Consider the following 14,053-nt stretch of genomic DNA (forward strand, 5'->3'; position numbering starts at 1 on the left):
CAATGGAGGTCTCAGAAGTATGGGATCTACTTCTCCGCAATTCCTCGCAGATGGACGAACTGTGGTTTACGCAGCGAACGGGGGTAGCGGGTTCGGGAGTGACTCATACTCTTTCAGAGCCCGAGATTTCATCAGCGGACAGCTTACGGACTTGTCGAACAATCCGTTTGTAGGAATTGTCTCCTCTTTCTCGATCTCGCGCGATGGCAAGACCGCCGCTTTCGCGACGCAGACAATAACAAGCAGTATTTCGTATGACCTCTACACACAGAATTTGGCGACTGGGAACAGCACAAAGTTAACCAGCCAAACGGCTGGCAACAGGGTCGCGATAGATCCGACCTTCTCCCCCGACGGCAAAAGACTCGTTTTCTCGACTGGCCAATCCGACTTGGTTGCTCACGATACCAATGGCGTCGGCGACGTCTACGTCAAAGATCTGACGAGTGGAGCGTTAACGCTGGTCTCCACCGCAGCAGACGGATCGCAAGCCTCGGGAGGGCAGAGAGCTTTCTTCACAGCGGACAGCAGCAAGGTCGTTTTTACGAGTGCAGCTGCGAACCTCGTGACAGGCGACACGAACGGGCTTGCGGATGTCTTCATCAAGGACTTAAGCACGGGCGCGATTACGGTTGTCCCAAATACGACGGGGTACCAAGCAAGAGCCATCTCCGCAGATGGATCCAAGATCCTTCTGGTAGATAGGCCGACCGGTAACGTCGGCACCGGTCCGTCATCGCTCGGCAATCTTTACTCGCTCGACACGAAAACGGGTACGCTGATCACGATTTCGAATCCTGACAGTTCGCTGGGGTTTGGCAGCAATTTCGATCCCTCCTACTCGCCCGACGGAACCAAGGTTCTTTTCAACGAGCGGACCACTGGCAGCTCTGGCGTGACCACCGATCGCGTCGTGCTTACTGACCTGATCACCGGTACTCGAGAAGTGCTGGCCGATGGATACGCAAGGCAGGCCGTATTTTCGATCGACGGCGCACGCGTTGCCTTCACGTCGGATCTCGCGCTCGTGCCGACCGACGCTAACTTTCGGGCGGACGTTTACCTGCGGGACCTGTTCAATCCCGTATTCGGGCAGCAGGTGACCGACATTTCGGGTAATGGCGGCAAAGTATACGCCCTCTACGCGGGCCTCCTCGGCCGAGCGCCCGACTCGCTAGGGATCGAAGTGAACACGGCTGCAGTAAATGCCGGCACATCACTGCGCGATCTTGCGGCCCTGTTCCTTAACTCGCCTGAAGGTCAGGCGCGCTCAGGGGCGGCGACAGACGTGCAGTTCGTCACCCAGCTTTACCGCACTACGCTGGGACGGGAGCCTGATCAGGATGGTCTCAGTAACTACGTCAATTTCCTCGGTGCGGGCGGCGCGCGAGCCCAGGTCGCAGTGGATTTCTCGCTTTCGACCGAATTTCTGAATGCGTTGCAGCCACAGCTCGCAACAGGGATCGTGGTCACCGATGCTCAGGCCGCGCAAGCTGCTCGCCTCTATTATGCGATTCTCGACCGGCCACCGGACGCGAGCGGGCTTTCGGGATGGACGAACTATCTTAAGGAGGGCGGATCGCTTTCCGGTGCGGCAAATGCCTTTCTCAGCTCGCCGGAGAGCAAAGCGGCATCGACTGCCGACAATGCGACCTATGTCAACTCGCTCTATGTAAACGCGCTTGACCGCCCAGCAGAGACCGCAGGTCTGCAGGGTTGGGTCGCCTATCTCGACGCAGTTGGAACCCGCGGTGCGGTCGCGGCGGCGATCGCTGAATCGCCAGAAGCCCAGATTCACCTTGTGGGCGTCATCGAGAACGGATTCTTCCTCACGGGCTGATCGGTAAGTGGCGAACACGAGGGGGTGGCACAACATTCCGCGACAGTCACACAGAAGCGGCTGTCGAATGTGTGGAATTGGGCGGACATACGTGTCCGGCCGTTCTTCGGGCTTGTTCCGCTTAGACAGGGAGTTCCAGACCCAGGGAATCTGAGCCTCACCTGATTGCCACAAACGACTTCACCAGCCCACCGAACCTCTCCCGCTCGATCCGCGCGTCCGGAAACAGCGCCGCCATTTCGACCGCGTCGAGGAGGCTCGAATCCGAGAGGATGCGGTCGGCGTCGTCGAGGGTCTCGGCCTTGGGGAAGAAGCCGTGGGCGCTCCGCATAAGCAGGCTTCGCTGCAAGGGACGCGGCAACCAGTGGATCAGGGGCGTGCGCAAGTGCGGCTCCACCGGGAACCAGTAATTCGGCGTCTGCACGTAGTAGCGAGGCGCGACGCGACGGATCTCGGCCGCCATCCGGACCTTGTTCTGCCAAGAGCCGACATGCTCGATCACCGAATTCGAATGCACGACGTCGAAGCTGCCGTCGGCGATCTCAGCGAGGCGACAGCCGTCGCCGATGATGGCCGTGAAGCGCGCGTCCGGCGTCTCCTCCGCGTAGAGGTTGACCAGGGTGAAATGGAGCGGCCGGTCCTGCCACAGGGTTTCGAGGCCGAGCCAGTAATCGGCCGCGCCGCCCAGATCGAGTACCCGGCAGCGTCCCCGATCCGCGAGGATCTCGTCGCAGATCGCCAGGAAGTCCCGCACCCGCCGTTGCCGGAACCGGTTTGCGTAGACATCCGCTTTCGTCGGCCTACGCCACCACATGCGCCATCCTTGCCGTTCTCCCAGTTACCGCCATCTTCCAGCGTGATGTTCCAGTCCTGGACGATCGAAGGCATCGATCGCCTTGGTCTGGGACTGTCCAGATGCCGAAACGGACACTCGATCGTCGATGAGCAATCTGAGCGCCAGATCCGGCAGCTTCGCGTCAGGACCGTCGCCGTGACGTCGGAAGGCCGGGCTGGAACGCCCAGCCGGCGCACCGTGCTGGCGGGGACTGCGCTGGCGGCCTTCTCGGGCTCCGAACCCGGTTCGGCACTCGCGCCGGAGGGCCTCCATGAGGCGGCAAGGTCCAAAGGTCTTACCTATGGCTCGGCCGTCAACATCACGCCCCTGCGGCGCGATCCCGCCTATGGCCGCGCGATCGGCCGAGAATGCGGTCTCGTGGTGCCCGAGAACGAGATGAAGATGATCTACGCTTGGCCGGAGCCGGGACGCCAGGCCTTCGCCGGCGGGGACGAGACCCTCGCCTTCGCCAAAGCCAACGGCCAGCGCCTTCGCGGTACTACGCTGGTCTGGCACAACGCGCTTCCGGACTGGGCGAAAGCGCGGATCGAACGGCGTGAGGCCGAGGCCCTGATGCGTCGCTGGATCGGCCTGATCGCGGGGCGCTATCGAGGCCGCATCGAATCCTGGGATGTCGTCAACGAGATCATCCGGCCCGAGGACGGGCGCGGTGACGGTCTCCGACGCACGCCATGGCTCGACGCCATCGGCCCCGGCTACGTTGACCTCGCCTTCGCGATCCTTCGCGAGACCGACCCGAGGGCCGCCGGTCTGTGGAACGAGGACGACCTCGAAATGTCCGCCGGCTGGGTCGATGCCCGCCGGACGGCGGTCCTAGAGAAACTCGCGAGGCTTAAAGCGCGCAACGTACCGATACGCCGCTTCGGCCTGCAGGGTCACCTCAACAGCACGATCCCCTTCGACCCGGAGGCCCTGCGCCGTTTCCTCGGCGAGGTTGCCTCGATGGGCTACGCCATCGAGATCACGGAATTCGACGTTGATGACCGCGCGTTTCCGGCTGATGTCGCTTTGCGCGATGCGAAGGTCGCGGATCTTGCCCGCCGTTTCCTGGACGTCGTCCTCGACGAGCCGGCAGTCCTCAATGTGACCACCTGGGACATCACCAACGCCAACTCATGGCTGAATACCAGTCCGCAGCGGCGACGCCCTGATGGCCTACCCCAGCGGGCTCTGCCCCTCGACGAAGCTTACCGACGCACGCCGCTCTGGCTCGCGATGCGAAGGGCGTTCACGGACGCGCCGGATCACCGCACCGCACGTGCGCGGCTGCGGCTGGGCTGACACGCATCAACGGCGCGCCGCGGTGGTGGGACGCTCCTCTGCGAATTGCTTGAGAAACGCCGTCATCTCGGCGAGTTCCGGTGCCTTCGAACGGAAGGCGACCGAGAGGGCGAGCAGCGTATCGGCATGATCGAGGTCGGGATAGACCCGTTCCTGCACCGAGACGCGGGCGGCGCGAAGCTTGGCGGCGAGGCTCCGCGTGTTGCGGGGGCGAACGATGGTATCGGCCTCGCCGGTTGCGAGGAAGGCCGGCGGCGAGAGCGGGCCAGCGAATGTGATCGGCTGGGTCGCCGCCTTGTCGGGTGCCTCGCCGAAGACCTGCTGGGCGGTGCCCTCGTCCAGCGGCAGGAAGTCGTAGGGGCCCGAGAGCCCGGCCACGGCGCGGATCGCCTGCGGGTTCACGCCGGCCCTTCGCAGGTAACGGTGGTCGAGTCCGAGCATCACGGCGTTGTAGGCGCCCGCCGAATGACCGGCGAGGACGATGCGGCGCGGGTCGCCGCCATAGGCAACGATGTTGTCGCGCACCCACGCGATCGCGGCCGCTCCATCGTCGAGGAAGGCGGGGAAGCGAACCTCCGGGTAGAGCCGGTAATCGGGCATCACCGTCACGAACCCCTGCGCCGCCAGCGCCTGTCCGACGAAGGCGTAATCCTCCTTCGATCCGCCCTTCCACGAGCCGCCGTAGAAGAAGACAAGCACCGGCGCGCTGGCAGGCGCCGAGACGGGGACGAAAACATCGAGCCGTCCGCGGGGTCCGGGCCCGTAAGCCGCATCCTTGAGTGCCAGCCGTCCGCCCCCGTCGCGCGGGCCTAGGGCATCGAACAGCGCCAGCGGCGAGCAGGCACCGAGGCCGAGGACGCTGAGGGCCAGGGTGAAATAGCCGGCGGCAGCAGTCAGGAAACGAGTCATTCAGCTCTCGAAACGGGGCAGTAATCCCTGATCCATGCCGGAGAGGGCGGATTCATGACCGAATGGCGAGGCGAACTGGGCAGCTGTATCGCAGGGGGTCAGTAATGCGGCGGCGGTTGCTCGGCCGCTCCCCCTTGCGGCCGGTTGCCCGCCTCCTCGATCCGCTCCTGCAGGGCGGCGATCTGCCGGCTGAGCCGGTCGATGAGCCGCCATTGCTCGGTGATCGTGCGGTTGAGGTCTTCCAGCGTCAGGTCCTGCTCGGTCAGGCGCATCTCGAGGGTGACGATCCGCTCGGCGAGGTCGGCATCGCTCATCGAAGGGATTCCGGTGCGTGGTCGGGGCGCTCGACGAGGCCCGGCCCGAGGGCGATCCGGTTGTCGAAGACGAAGCAGTCGCCGCGCCAGCGGCTCTCGGCCTCCGGCACGGCCTCCAGGTAGCGCAGGATGCCACCCGCCAGGGTGTGGACCTCGGCAAAGCCCCGTGCCCGCAGATAGGCGCCGGCCTTCTCGCAGCGTATGCCGCCGGTGCAGTACATGGCGACGATCGGATGCGCCGCGGGATCGAGCCCATCGGCATAGGCGCGAAAATCCGAGAACCGCTTGAGGCCGGGATCGACCGCGCCCGGGAAGCTGCCGAGCGCCACCTCGAAGGCGTTGCGGGCGTCTATGAGGAGCAGCCCCGATCTGTCGAGCAGCGCGTTCCACTCCTTCGGCGCGACCGGCTCGGGCGCGGCGGTGCAGGGATCGGTCACGCCGCGATCGAAGGTGACGATTTCGGGCTTCAGCCTCACCTTGAGTTGGCTAAACGGCGGCTCCGCTGCTCGCGACAGCTTGCAATCCAGGCGCTCGAATCGTCCGCCAAAAAGGGAGGCATGGCGCAGCTCGATCAGGAAAGCCTCGATGTCGGCTGATGTCCCGGCGACGGTTCCGTTCAACCCTTCGCGGGCGATGAGAAGCGTGCCGGTGAGGCGATGCGCTTCGCAAAGTGCGATGAGCGGCAGATGCAGGTCTGCGGCATCGGGCAGGGCGACGAAGCGGTAGAGGGCGGCGACGGTGAAGGACATGACGCCCCGCTCTAGCAGGGGGCGAGCCGGCATGGAACGCCTCCCGAAGCGGCGCCGAACCGGCGGGGCGCACCTTCCTCCACGCCGAAGCGCTGAAACATGCGCCAGGGACCCATAATACCGAAGAACCCGCGCTGCCTCGGTGGTAGCGATGCTCAGGACGATGCTAACAGGACATATTTGCTGAGGCGCCCGACTACGCCACGGTCTGCCGGCGCTGAGTGCAGGGCGGAATCTAACTGAAAAAATAAATACTTAACGGGTGTACGGCGTTCATGCTCCTCGATCTCGATCCCGCCGCGCTCGCCGTCGCAGCCTTCGCCTTCTTCCTCGCGGGCTTCGTCAAGGGCGTGGTCGGGCTCGGGCTCCCACCCGTCGCTATGGGATTGCTCAGCCTGATCATGGCGCCGGCTCAGGCCGCCGCACTCCTCGTCGTACCGGCCTTCGTCACCAATGTCTGGCAGCTCGCTGCTGGCCCACGCTTCGCTCCGCTGGCGCGCCGGCTCTGGCCGATGCTTGCTGCGAGCGTCATCTCAACCCTGGCGGTGGCGGCGCTGCTGCACGGCCAGTTCGGGGGAGGGGCCCTCATCGCCCTGGGTTTCGCGCTGATCGCGTCGGCGATCCTCGGCCTCACCGCACCGCGCTTCAGGGTGCCGCCAGGAGCAGAACGCTGGCTCGCGCCCCTGGCCGGTGCCGCGACCGGTCTGGTGACGGCTGCAACAGGCGTTTCCTCAATCCCGGCTGCGCCTTTCCTCGGGTCCCTTGGCCTAGGCCGGGAGGATCTCATCCAGGCACTTGGGCTCTCGTTCACCGTGTCGACCGTCGCCCTCGCGGTGGCGCTCACCGGCAGCGGCGTCCTCGGCCTTCGCATCGCTGGCGTCTCGACCCTGGCCCTGGTGCCTGCCCTCGCCGGCATGCTGCTCGGCGGCTGGGTGCGAGGGAGAGTCAGCGAATCGGTGTTCCGACGCTGCTTCTTCCTCGGGCTCCTGGGTCTCGGACTCCATCTCGCCTCCCGCGCCGTGATCTGACGCGAAAAACCCGGTGCCGGTGGAGAGGATTGAACTCCCGACCTTCGGTTTACAAAACCGCTGCACTACCGCTGTGCTACACCGGCGACCGTGATGGCTTGCTAGCAGCGACGGCGCGGGGGTTCAACCCGATTGGCCTTCAGGATGCCGCGGCTGCCGAGGATCAGCCGAACCGCGACAGCCAATCGGTAGCGAGCGCGACGTCGGCATTCGACAGTGCGTGGCCTGCCGGGAGGATGCGGTAATCGAGGTCGGCGCGGTGAGCAGCGAGGTCCTGTGCCAGACGACCGGCATTCTCCCGCGTCACGATCGGGTCGGCGCTACCAGACAGCATCAGGATCGGGAGCCCGCTAAGATCGACGTCCGGTGTTTCGCCGAGGGGCGCCATGGCGCGGATCAGCACAGCTCCCATGAAGGTGCCGGGATGCAGCATCAGGGTCGCCGCCGCGATGTTGGCGCCGTTGGAGAATCCGACCGCGATCGGAGCTGTCAGCCCGTAGGTGCTCCGTGCCTCGGTGACGAAGCGGGCAAGGTCGCCGGCGCGGCGGAGCAGGTCGGCCTCGTCGAACACGCCCTCGGCGAGGCGGCGGAAGAAGCGCGGCATGCCGCGCTCCAGCACCGCTCCGCGCGGGGAGAGCAGGGCCGCGCCAGGGGCGATCTCGCGCCCGAGGCCGATGAGGGCGGTCTCGTCGCCGCCGGTCCCGTGCAGGAGGAGAAGCGGCGGTCGGCTTCGATCAGTGCCGGGGTCGAAGCGATGAATGAAACTCAGGTTCTGGCCGGTCATGACATCACCATGGGACAGAGGAGGGCGATCCGCCCCGGCTGACCGGGGCGGAGATGCCGTTCAGTCGAGGCGCGGCAGGACCGCCTCGATCCGGGCGCGGTGCGCCTCAAGGCCGGAGGGGAGCTTGAGTGCTTCCCCTAGGGCGTCCGCGGGCTCGTCGAAGGCGAAGCCCGGGATGTCGGTGGCGATCTCGAACAGCACGCCGCCCGGCTCGCGGAAGTAGACGGACCGGAAGTAGTTTCGGTCGCGCTGCTCCGTTACCGAGAGACCGTGCCGCTCCCTCAGCCTCGCTGCCATCGCCTCCTGCTCGGCATCGTCCGCCGCACGGAAGGCGATGTGGTGGACCGTGCCGGCGCCGGGCCGGCCTCGCTCAGCCTCGCCGACGGCCTCGATCGTGACGAGGCCGCCGAGCTTTGCGTCGCTTCCCAACCGGACGAACGCGCCTTCACGGGCGCGCTCGGTGAACCCGAGGACATCGGTGAGGATCGCCGCCGTCGGACAAGCCTCGGTGAGGCGCAGAGTGACGCCGTGGAAGCCGCGGATGGCCTCGGAGGACGTTGTCTCCCCCAACCCGTCGATGCCGACGAGCGCGAGCGACATGCCGTCGGGATCGGTAAATCGCACAACCGTTTCGCCGAAACGCTGCACCGGCGTCTCGAAGGCGACGCCATGCGACGCGAAGCGATCCATCCAGGCTGCGATCGACGCGCGCGGCACCGTGAAGGCAGTCTCCTGCGTTTCGCCGGTGCCGAGCCGGCCACGTGCAGCCTGCTCGATCGGGAAGAAGGTCAGGATCGTGCCGGGGTTGCCGGCCTCGTCGCCGTAGTAGAGGTGGTAGGTGCCCGGGTCGTCGAAATTGACGGTCTTCTTCACGAGCCGGAGCCCGAGCACCCGACGATAGAAGTCGAGGTTGCGCTGGGCAGGGCCGGAATAGGCGGTGACGTGGTGCAGACCGTGGGCGGACATGGCGGATCTCCTCGCGTGCTTCGTCGAGGTGACGAAGCGTGTGACGCCGATATGGACCTTGCCTTGAGCGTCCGAAATGGAAACGATGGAAACGCATCGTTTCGAGATCGCTGCTAATGGCACGTCTTCCCGACTTCGAGGCCTGGGCCATCTTCGCCAAGGTCGCTGAGACCGGCTCCTTCGTCAGGGCCGCGACCGAACTCGGCCTCTCGAAAGGCACCGTGTCGAAGGCGGTGAGCCGGCTGGAGGCCCGCCTCGGCGCGCCTTTGTTTCACCGCACGTCCCGCCGCCTCGCATTGACCGAAGCCGGCCGGCTCGGCCGGGAGGGGGCCGCCCGTATCCTGACGGAGGGCGAGGCGGCCGAGGCGCTGGCCCTGACGACGGCGGCCGAGCCGCGCGGCCGGGTCCGGCTCGCCTGCCCGATGTCGTTCGGTGTGGCCCATGTCGCGCCGCTCCTGCCTGCTTTTCTCGCGCGCCACCCGCAGGTCCAGGTCGACCTTCACCTCAGCGATGCTCTGGTGGACCTCGTCGGCGGTGGGTTCGATCTCGGCTTGCGCATCGCGGCACTCGCCGATTCGAGCCTCAAGGTCCGCCGCCTGTGCGGCATCCGTCGGTCCCTCGTGGCGGCACCTGCCTATCTCGACCGGCACGGCCGGCCCGAGCATCCGCGCGACCTCGCCCGCCATGCCTGTCTCGGCTACGCCTATCTCCCGAGCCCCGACCGATGGCGTTTCTTCGATGCCGATGGAGGTGAGGCCATCGTCGTACCGGAGGGACCGCTTCGCGCCAACAATGCCGATGCCCTCGCGCCGGCCCTGCGCGCCGGGCTCGGTCTCGCAGTCCAGCCCGATTTCCTCGTCTGGGACGATCTTGCGGCCGGGCGGCTCGAACGGGTCATGACGGCCTGGTCGCCCCCGCCCATCGCCCTCAACATGGTGATGCCCCCCGGTACCCTGCGCCCGGCGCGCGTGACCGCCCTTATCGCTTTCCTCGAACGCGAGCTCCTGGCGACACCCTGGAGCCGGGATGTGGCGTCGAAGACGTAGAAGGTGGATGTCGCGTGCGACTTGTTGCGGTGTGGTCTCCGTCCTGCTTTGCCGAATGAGGAGTACCCGCCTGACCTGCGGGCAGTGACGAGGACGCGCATGGCGGGTAAGGCGGCGACACAGGATGCGACGAGCCGGGTCGGGACGATCTGCAGATCGTTGCGGCGGGCCATCGTCGAACGCGCGCTGCTGCCGGGCGACCGCCTGCCGGAGGATGCCTTGGGCGAGCGTTTCGGTGTCAGCCGTACCATCGCCCGCCAGACTCTGGGCCAGCTTGCCGCCGAGGGCCTGGTTGAACTGCGCCGCAATCGCATCGCCGTAGTGGCGACGCCGAGCTGGGACGAAGCCCGCGACGCCTTCGAAGTCCGAATTGCCTTGGAAAGGCTGGTGATGCGGCGACTGGTCGGACGCCTAAGCGGCGACCAGCACGCGGCTCTGCTCGCTCATATCGATCAGGAGGATGCCGCTCGGCACGGAACCGAGGCCGCCTCGATCCGCCTCGCTACCGAGTTCCACCTTTTGCTTGCCGAGATGACCGGCAGCCCCGTGCTCAACCGCTATGTCGGAGAGCTCGGCTATCGCTGTGCGCTGATCCTCTCGCTCTACAGCCGGCCGCATTCGTCCGACTGCGCGGTGAGTGAGCACCGCGAGATCGTCGCGGCTCTGGTTGCGGGGGACGAGGACAAGGTGACCGCCCTCATGGACCATCACCTCGATGCGGTGGCCGAGCGCGCCCACATCGTCGCCGAACCGCCGCGCGACCGCGACCTCGGGCGCCTGCTGGCGCCCTATGTCGAAGATGGGGGAAGCCGGCGCAGGGCCGGCTGAGGCTTACTCGGCCTGCGCCGTCCGCGTCGCCTGGCGTGTCGCGGTCCAACGGCCCGAGCATAGGGCCGACACCTTCCAGGTGCCGCCGCCTGAGCGGCCATCCAAACGGCCCGTCACCGCTCCGCTCGCCGCGCCCTTGGCGACGTTGAGCCCGACGATACCGTCCTGAGAGACACGGCCCGAAATGGAAGCGCTGTCGCTGGCCGAGACCAGGGTCACAGAGCCGTCGCGGATCGCGACGGCGTAGCGCGCGCGCGCATCGCAGATGCCGCTCTCGGTGACGAGGTCGACCGACCACGCCCCGTTGAAGGTGCCGCCATCCTTTGCCGATACGCCTCCGCTCTGTCCCAACACAACGGCGCTCAAGGCCATGACGACAGCAACTTTCAACATCCAAGACCCCTCAAGTCAGCATTATCCCACGCTCGCTCCACGGGCTGGGCGAGGATCCAAAACGATCAAGGGACCGTAAAGTTGGGATTGAAGTCATCATACTATCACACACGGCAAGATTATGACACCGGCCGCCAAAATCGCGGCTTCGGTCGCCCTCAGGAGGCAGATATAGTCAAGATTGCGTGCGGTAGAGCTTGGGCTGATGCCTGCGACTGACATGACCGCGCGTGAGAAGTTCTGCGATACGCCGGTCACCCACAGGATAGGGCGGCCACAACGCAGGGAGCCGCCCGCCAGTGCTATTCAGACAATCGCCGCGGCACAGGGCTCCGATCCTCGGACTGCACCATAATCGCGCCTGCCAGGATGATCACGGACGTCGTCATCTGGACGAGGTCGAACAAGCTCGGAGCGGTAATGAGGAGGGCGCGGAGGATTGCCCAAAGGACGTGCGAGACGCAGGTTTCGCTTTTCAATCAGTCAGAGGGCGGGCCTCTTCGGGCAGCATGATCGGAATGCCGTCCCGGATCGGATAGGCAAGCTTGGCCGAGCGGCTGATCAGCTCTTGCTTGTCGGCATCGTAATCGAGGGACTCCTTCGTGAGCGGACAAACCAGCAACTCGAGGAGCTTCGGGTCGACGCGGGTTGCTTCCACCGCTTGGATCGGTTCGTTGGCCATGGTCGGCAAGTCCTATCGGTCAGGTCACTGGAGGGTCGTCTCGGCCCCGGTGCCGCGCACCAACTCCATCTCGGTCACCGCGATCAAGACCTCGGCCCGCGATTTGAGGTCGGGAGCCTCGAGCATCGCCTGCTTTTCCGGGGGACCGAACGGGCTCATCATGCAGAGCGCGTTGACCAGCGCCTCGTTCGGAGCCTCGTCGATGCCTGCCCAGTCGACCTTGAGGTCGTTCGCCTCGACGAAATCCTTGAGCGCCTTCAGCACACCTTCGCGGTCGACGGCATCCTCCCCCGCCCGCGGCTCGAAATCCGTGAGGAAGTCGTCGTAGGCGACTTGGCAGCGGCGATAGCGGGTAGTGGTGGCGAGTTCGCTGACCACGCGGAACCGGGCGATGCCGGTGAGCGAGATCAAGTAGCGGCCGTCACCCGTCTCGGCGAACTGAGTGATGCGGCCGGCGCAGCCGACTTGGAACAGGCGTGGCGTCATGGGCGACGACCCGGCCTCGACGTCGGGCTGGATCATGCCGATTACCCGGTCGCTGCGCAGCGCGTCGTCGATCATGGCCAGATATCGCGGCTCGAAGATGTTGAGGGGCATCTGCCCGCGCGGCAGCAGCAGCGCGCCGGGCAGCGGAAACACCGGAATCACGCCCGGACAATCATCCGGCCCCTTGTAACCCGCATGGGTGCTCATCGCTTCTCCTCGGAGCCCGATCCCGGCCAATCGCCGGCACCGGACCCAACCTTGATCACGTCGAACGCGTCGTCATGCGAAGACCAGCGTCGACAACCGGCGCCGTCCACGGATCGACGCCTTGTCCATCAGCCCCCAGGCCTCGAAGAATGTCAGGAGCTGCTTGCGCGCCGCGCCCTCGTTCCAAGCGCTGTCCTGGCGTACGATCTCAATCAATTGGTCCACCGCCTCGTCGCGCTTGTTGAGCGCGTTGAGCCCGAGCGCCAAGTCGAACCGGGCCTGGTGGTCCGCAGGGTCGGCCTCGATCCGGCGCTGGAAGGCGGAGAGATCGCCAATCGACGCCGCCTGCTCTGCGAGTTCGAGTGCCGCCCTAACGCTGGCGACACCGGGGTCGTTCGCCTTCGCTTCCGGCACCATCGAGAGAAAACGCCTGGCATGATCGAGCTCGCCGACATCGACCTGGATCTTCGCGAGACCGGTGAGGGCGCCGACATGGTCGGCTTCCTCGGCAAGGATCGCGGCGTACAGCTCGGAGGCTCCGGCGAGGTCGCCTTCCTCCACCGCGAGCGTTGCCGCTGCCATCAGCTCCTCGACCTGGCTCGGGCCCGCAGGACCGACCAGGGTCTCGATGAAGCTCTTGATCTGGGCCTCGGGCACCGCGCCCATGAAGCCGTCCACCGGCTGCCCACGCTGGAACGCGATCACGGCCGGGATCGATTGGATGCCGAGCTGGCCCGCGATGGAGGGATGCTCGTCGATGTTCATCTTGACGAGGACGACCTTGCCGCCAACCGCCGCGACGGCCTTTTCGAGGACCGGCGCCAGCTGCTTGCAGGGACCGCACCAGGGCGCCCAGAAATCAACCAGCACCGGCCGGTTCATCGACTCCGCGATGACGTCCTGACGGAAGCTCGCCGTGGTCACGTCCTTGGTCGGAAATCCCTGAGCACCGGCCTGCGGCGGGTTTGGCGCGGGAGCGTCGTTGAGCATGGAAGCCTCGAAGAAGTCGCAGTGCTTGGGGTCTGATACGGCCGACGGACACCTCCGTCCGGACATAGATGGGTCCTGACGGCGCCGTGACCAGATCGCGCCCTACAACCAAGGTGCCGCGGCACGCAATGATCTCCACGATAGCGGGCGCGCCTCCCATTCCGTCACCACCCATCCGCGACCGGTTGGGCCGAGCCGTCGACCTCAGTTCTTTGGCGCGTCCTTCGCCGCACCCTTCGCCGCGTCCTTCGCGTCCGTGACGAAGGTTCCCTCGAAGCGGCCGTTCGCGGCATTGGCCTCGCATACGATCGCGGTCTTGCCCGGCTCCGGAGTCTTGAAGCTGCAGGCGCCCACGGCGACGACCGGGTTCCGGACGATCCCCTCCGCGCCCTTCTCGCCGGGAATGACGAGATTGATCGGCTGGAGCGCATCGGTCTCCTCGGTGCGCTCCTGCTGCATGCCGTTGCCGCTGAAACTTAGCGAGCGGCCGTCCATCGTCGCGAACTCGAAGCTGGCGCGATTGCGCGCCACGCCGTTGGTCAGGTTCGGCTTGCAGGCGCTCGTGAGATCCTGACCGGCGATGACGAGCCGCTCGCATGTCCCGTCGAGGACGATGGTGGCCTGGGCCTGGGCGTGTCCGGTCATCGCGAGAGCGGTGCCGAGAGCGAGGAGAGCGATACGGAGCGTCATGAGG

Annotated in this window: 16 protein-coding genes and 1 tRNA gene; 5 read left to right on the forward strand and 12 right to left on the reverse strand. The window is 65.9% G+C overall.

Annotation, left to right across the window (positions count from 1 at the left end; translation table 11 throughout):
• Nucleotides 1-151 precede the first annotated feature (151 nt).
• Nucleotides 152-1,840 carry a DUF4214 domain-containing protein gene (locus tag K2Y56_RS00195; protein ID WP_292503564.1) on the forward strand — a complete coding sequence of 563 codons (1,689 nt, stop codon included), beginning with the start codon at nucleotides 152-154 and terminating at the stop codon, nucleotides 1,838-1,840.
• A gap of 157 nt (nucleotides 1,841-1,997) precedes the next feature.
• Here K2Y56_RS00195 and K2Y56_RS00200 read toward each other — a convergent pair whose 3' ends face one another.
• Nucleotides 1,998-2,654 (reverse strand): class I SAM-dependent methyltransferase, encoded by a 657-nt coding sequence (locus tag K2Y56_RS00200; RefSeq protein ID WP_292503566.1) that lies wholly within the window; start codon nucleotides 2,652-2,654, stop codon nucleotides 1,998-2,000.
• Between the two features lie 177 nt (nucleotides 2,655-2,831).
• Between K2Y56_RS00200 and K2Y56_RS00205 the strand changes: the two genes are divergently transcribed.
• Entirely contained in the window at nucleotides 2,832-3,977 is a 1,146-nt protein-coding gene (locus K2Y56_RS00205; RefSeq protein WP_292503568.1) for an endo-1,4-beta-xylanase, read from the forward strand.
• Between the two features lie 6 nt (nucleotides 3,978-3,983).
• Here K2Y56_RS00205 and K2Y56_RS00210 read toward each other — a convergent pair whose 3' ends face one another.
• The 3 genes from K2Y56_RS00210 to K2Y56_RS00220 form a co-directional block, all read right to left on the reverse strand.
• Nucleotides 3,984-4,886, reverse strand: a complete 903-nt coding sequence (locus tag K2Y56_RS00210) for an alpha/beta hydrolase (RefSeq protein WP_292503570.1) — start codon at nucleotides 4,884-4,886, stop codon at nucleotides 3,984-3,986.
• Between the two features lie 98 nt (nucleotides 4,887-4,984).
• Complete coding sequence (locus K2Y56_RS00215) at nucleotides 4,985-5,200, reverse strand: SlyX family protein (RefSeq protein ID WP_292503572.1); 216 nt, start codon at nucleotides 5,198-5,200, stop codon at nucleotides 4,985-4,987.
• Complete coding sequence (locus K2Y56_RS00220; RefSeq protein WP_366847978.1) at nucleotides 5,197-5,982, reverse strand: rhodanese-like domain-containing protein; 786 nt, start codon at nucleotides 5,980-5,982, stop codon at nucleotides 5,197-5,199. Before K2Y56_RS00220 ends, K2Y56_RS00215 begins: the two co-directional genes overlap by 4 nt.
• 242 nt (nucleotides 5,983-6,224) lie before the next feature.
• On the opposite strand from K2Y56_RS00220, the gene K2Y56_RS00225 reads away from it, so the two are divergent.
• Nucleotides 6,225-6,977, forward strand: a complete 753-nt coding sequence (locus tag K2Y56_RS00225; RefSeq protein ID WP_292503574.1) for a sulfite exporter TauE/SafE family protein — start codon at nucleotides 6,225-6,227, stop codon at nucleotides 6,975-6,977.
• Nucleotides 6,978-6,991: 14 nt separating this feature from the next.
• Here the strand turns inward: K2Y56_RS00225 and K2Y56_RS00230 are convergent.
• From K2Y56_RS00230 to K2Y56_RS00240, 3 genes are all read right to left on the reverse strand, one after another.
• A tRNA-Thr gene (locus K2Y56_RS00230) sits at nucleotides 6,992-7,063 on the reverse strand.
• 77 nt (nucleotides 7,064-7,140) lie between these two features.
• The gene (locus K2Y56_RS00235; RefSeq protein ID WP_292503576.1) at nucleotides 7,141-7,761 is read right to left on the reverse strand and encodes an alpha/beta hydrolase; all 621 of its coding nucleotides are present in this window, start codon (nucleotides 7,759-7,761) and stop codon (nucleotides 7,141-7,143) included.
• A gap of 60 nt (nucleotides 7,762-7,821) precedes the next feature.
• A complete protein-coding gene (locus K2Y56_RS00240; RefSeq protein WP_292503579.1) occupies nucleotides 7,822-8,727 on the reverse strand; it encodes a ring-cleaving dioxygenase in 906 nt (301 codons plus the stop codon).
• 116 nt (nucleotides 8,728-8,843) lie between these two features.
• Here K2Y56_RS00240 and K2Y56_RS00245 point away from each other — a divergent pair, with 116 nt between their 5' ends.
• Both K2Y56_RS00245 and K2Y56_RS00250 read left to right on the forward strand, forming a co-directional pair.
• Nucleotides 8,844-9,773, forward strand: coding sequence for a LysR family transcriptional regulator (locus tag K2Y56_RS00245; protein ID WP_292503581.1), 930 nt, complete (start codon nucleotides 8,844-8,846; stop codon nucleotides 9,771-9,773).
• Nucleotides 9,774-9,872: 99 nt separating this feature from the next.
• Nucleotides 9,873-10,601 (forward strand): GntR family transcriptional regulator, encoded by a 729-nt coding sequence (locus tag K2Y56_RS00250; protein ID WP_292503582.1) that lies wholly within the window; start codon nucleotides 9,873-9,875, stop codon nucleotides 10,599-10,601.
• Nucleotides 10,602-10,604: 3 nt separating this feature from the next.
• Here K2Y56_RS00250 and K2Y56_RS00255 read toward each other — a convergent pair whose 3' ends face one another.
• The 5 genes from K2Y56_RS00255 to K2Y56_RS00275 all read right to left on the reverse strand — a co-directional run bounded on the left by K2Y56_RS00255 (nucleotide 10,605) and on the right by K2Y56_RS00275 (nucleotide 14,049).
• Nucleotides 10,605-10,994: a hypothetical protein gene (locus K2Y56_RS00255; RefSeq protein ID WP_292503584.1), complete on the reverse strand. Its 390-nt coding sequence runs from the start codon at nucleotides 10,992-10,994 to the stop codon at nucleotides 10,605-10,607.
• Nucleotides 10,995-11,469: 475 nt separating this feature from the next.
• Entirely contained in the window at nucleotides 11,470-11,676 is a 207-nt protein-coding gene (locus K2Y56_RS00260; RefSeq protein ID WP_292503587.1) for a Trm112 family protein, read from the reverse strand.
• A 24-nt stretch (nucleotides 11,677-11,700) separates the two neighbouring features.
• The gene (locus K2Y56_RS00265) at nucleotides 11,701-12,369 is read right to left on the reverse strand and encodes an LON peptidase substrate-binding domain-containing protein (protein WP_292503589.1); all 669 of its coding nucleotides are present in this window, start codon (nucleotides 12,367-12,369) and stop codon (nucleotides 11,701-11,703) included.
• Nucleotides 12,370-12,441: 72 nt separating this feature from the next.
• Nucleotides 12,442-13,359: a thioredoxin gene (trxA, locus tag K2Y56_RS00270; protein WP_292503591.1), complete on the reverse strand. Its 918-nt coding sequence runs from the start codon at nucleotides 13,357-13,359 to the stop codon at nucleotides 12,442-12,444.
• A 204-nt stretch (nucleotides 13,360-13,563) separates the two neighbouring features.
• Nucleotides 13,564-14,049: a hypothetical protein gene (locus K2Y56_RS00275; protein WP_292503593.1), complete on the reverse strand. Its 486-nt coding sequence runs from the start codon at nucleotides 14,047-14,049 to the stop codon at nucleotides 13,564-13,566.
• Nucleotides 14,050-14,053: the final 4 nt, after the last annotated feature.

Source organism: Methylobacterium sp., from assembly GCF_019745455.1.
Taxonomy (GTDB): domain Bacteria; phylum Pseudomonadota; class Alphaproteobacteria; order Rhizobiales; family Beijerinckiaceae; genus Methylobacterium.

Excerpts from the sequence above, each read along its gene's own strand:
- K2Y56_RS00200 (WP_292503566.1), bottom strand. The coding sequence starts at position 2,654 with ATGTGGTGGCGTAGGCCGACGAAAGCGGATGTCTACGCAAACCGGTTC.
- K2Y56_RS00210 (WP_292503570.1), bottom strand. The coding sequence starts at position 4,886 with ATGACTCGTTTCCTGACTGCTGCCGCCGGCTATTTCACCCTGGCCCTC.
- K2Y56_RS00215 (WP_292503572.1), bottom strand. The coding sequence starts at position 5,200 with ATGAGCGATGCCGACCTCGCCGAGCGGATCGTCACCCTCGAGATGCGC.
- K2Y56_RS00220 (WP_366847978.1), bottom strand. The coding sequence starts at position 5,982 with ATGCCGGCTCGCCCCCTGCTAGAGCGGGGCGTCATGTCCTTCACCGTC.
- K2Y56_RS00225 (WP_292503574.1), top strand. The coding sequence starts at position 6,225 with ATGCTCCTCGATCTCGATCCCGCCGCGCTCGCCGTCGCAGCCTTCGCC.
- K2Y56_RS00235 (WP_292503576.1), bottom strand. The coding sequence starts at position 7,761 with ATGACCGGCCAGAACCTGAGTTTCATTCATCGCTTCGACCCCGGCACT.
- K2Y56_RS00240 (WP_292503579.1), bottom strand. The coding sequence starts at position 8,727 with ATGTCCGCCCACGGTCTGCACCACGTCACCGCCTATTCCGGCCCTGCC.
- K2Y56_RS00245 (WP_292503581.1), top strand. The coding sequence starts at position 8,844 with ATGGCACGTCTTCCCGACTTCGAGGCCTGGGCCATCTTCGCCAAGGTC.
- K2Y56_RS00250 (WP_292503582.1), top strand. The coding sequence starts at position 9,873 with ATGGCGGGTAAGGCGGCGACACAGGATGCGACGAGCCGGGTCGGGACG.
- K2Y56_RS00255 (WP_292503584.1), bottom strand. The coding sequence starts at position 10,994 with ATGTTGAAAGTTGCTGTCGTCATGGCCTTGAGCGCCGTTGTGTTGGGA.
- K2Y56_RS00260 (WP_292503587.1), bottom strand. The coding sequence starts at position 11,676 with ATGGCCAACGAACCGATCCAAGCGGTGGAAGCAACCCGCGTCGACCCG.
- K2Y56_RS00265 (WP_292503589.1), bottom strand. The coding sequence starts at position 12,369 with ATGAGCACCCATGCGGGTTACAAGGGGCCGGATGATTGTCCGGGCGTG.
- trxA (WP_292503591.1), bottom strand. The coding sequence starts at position 13,359 with ATGCTCAACGACGCTCCCGCGCCAAACCCGCCGCAGGCCGGTGCTCAG.
- K2Y56_RS00275 (WP_292503593.1), bottom strand. The coding sequence starts at position 14,049 with ATGACGCTCCGTATCGCTCTCCTCGCTCTCGGCACCGCTCTCGCGATG.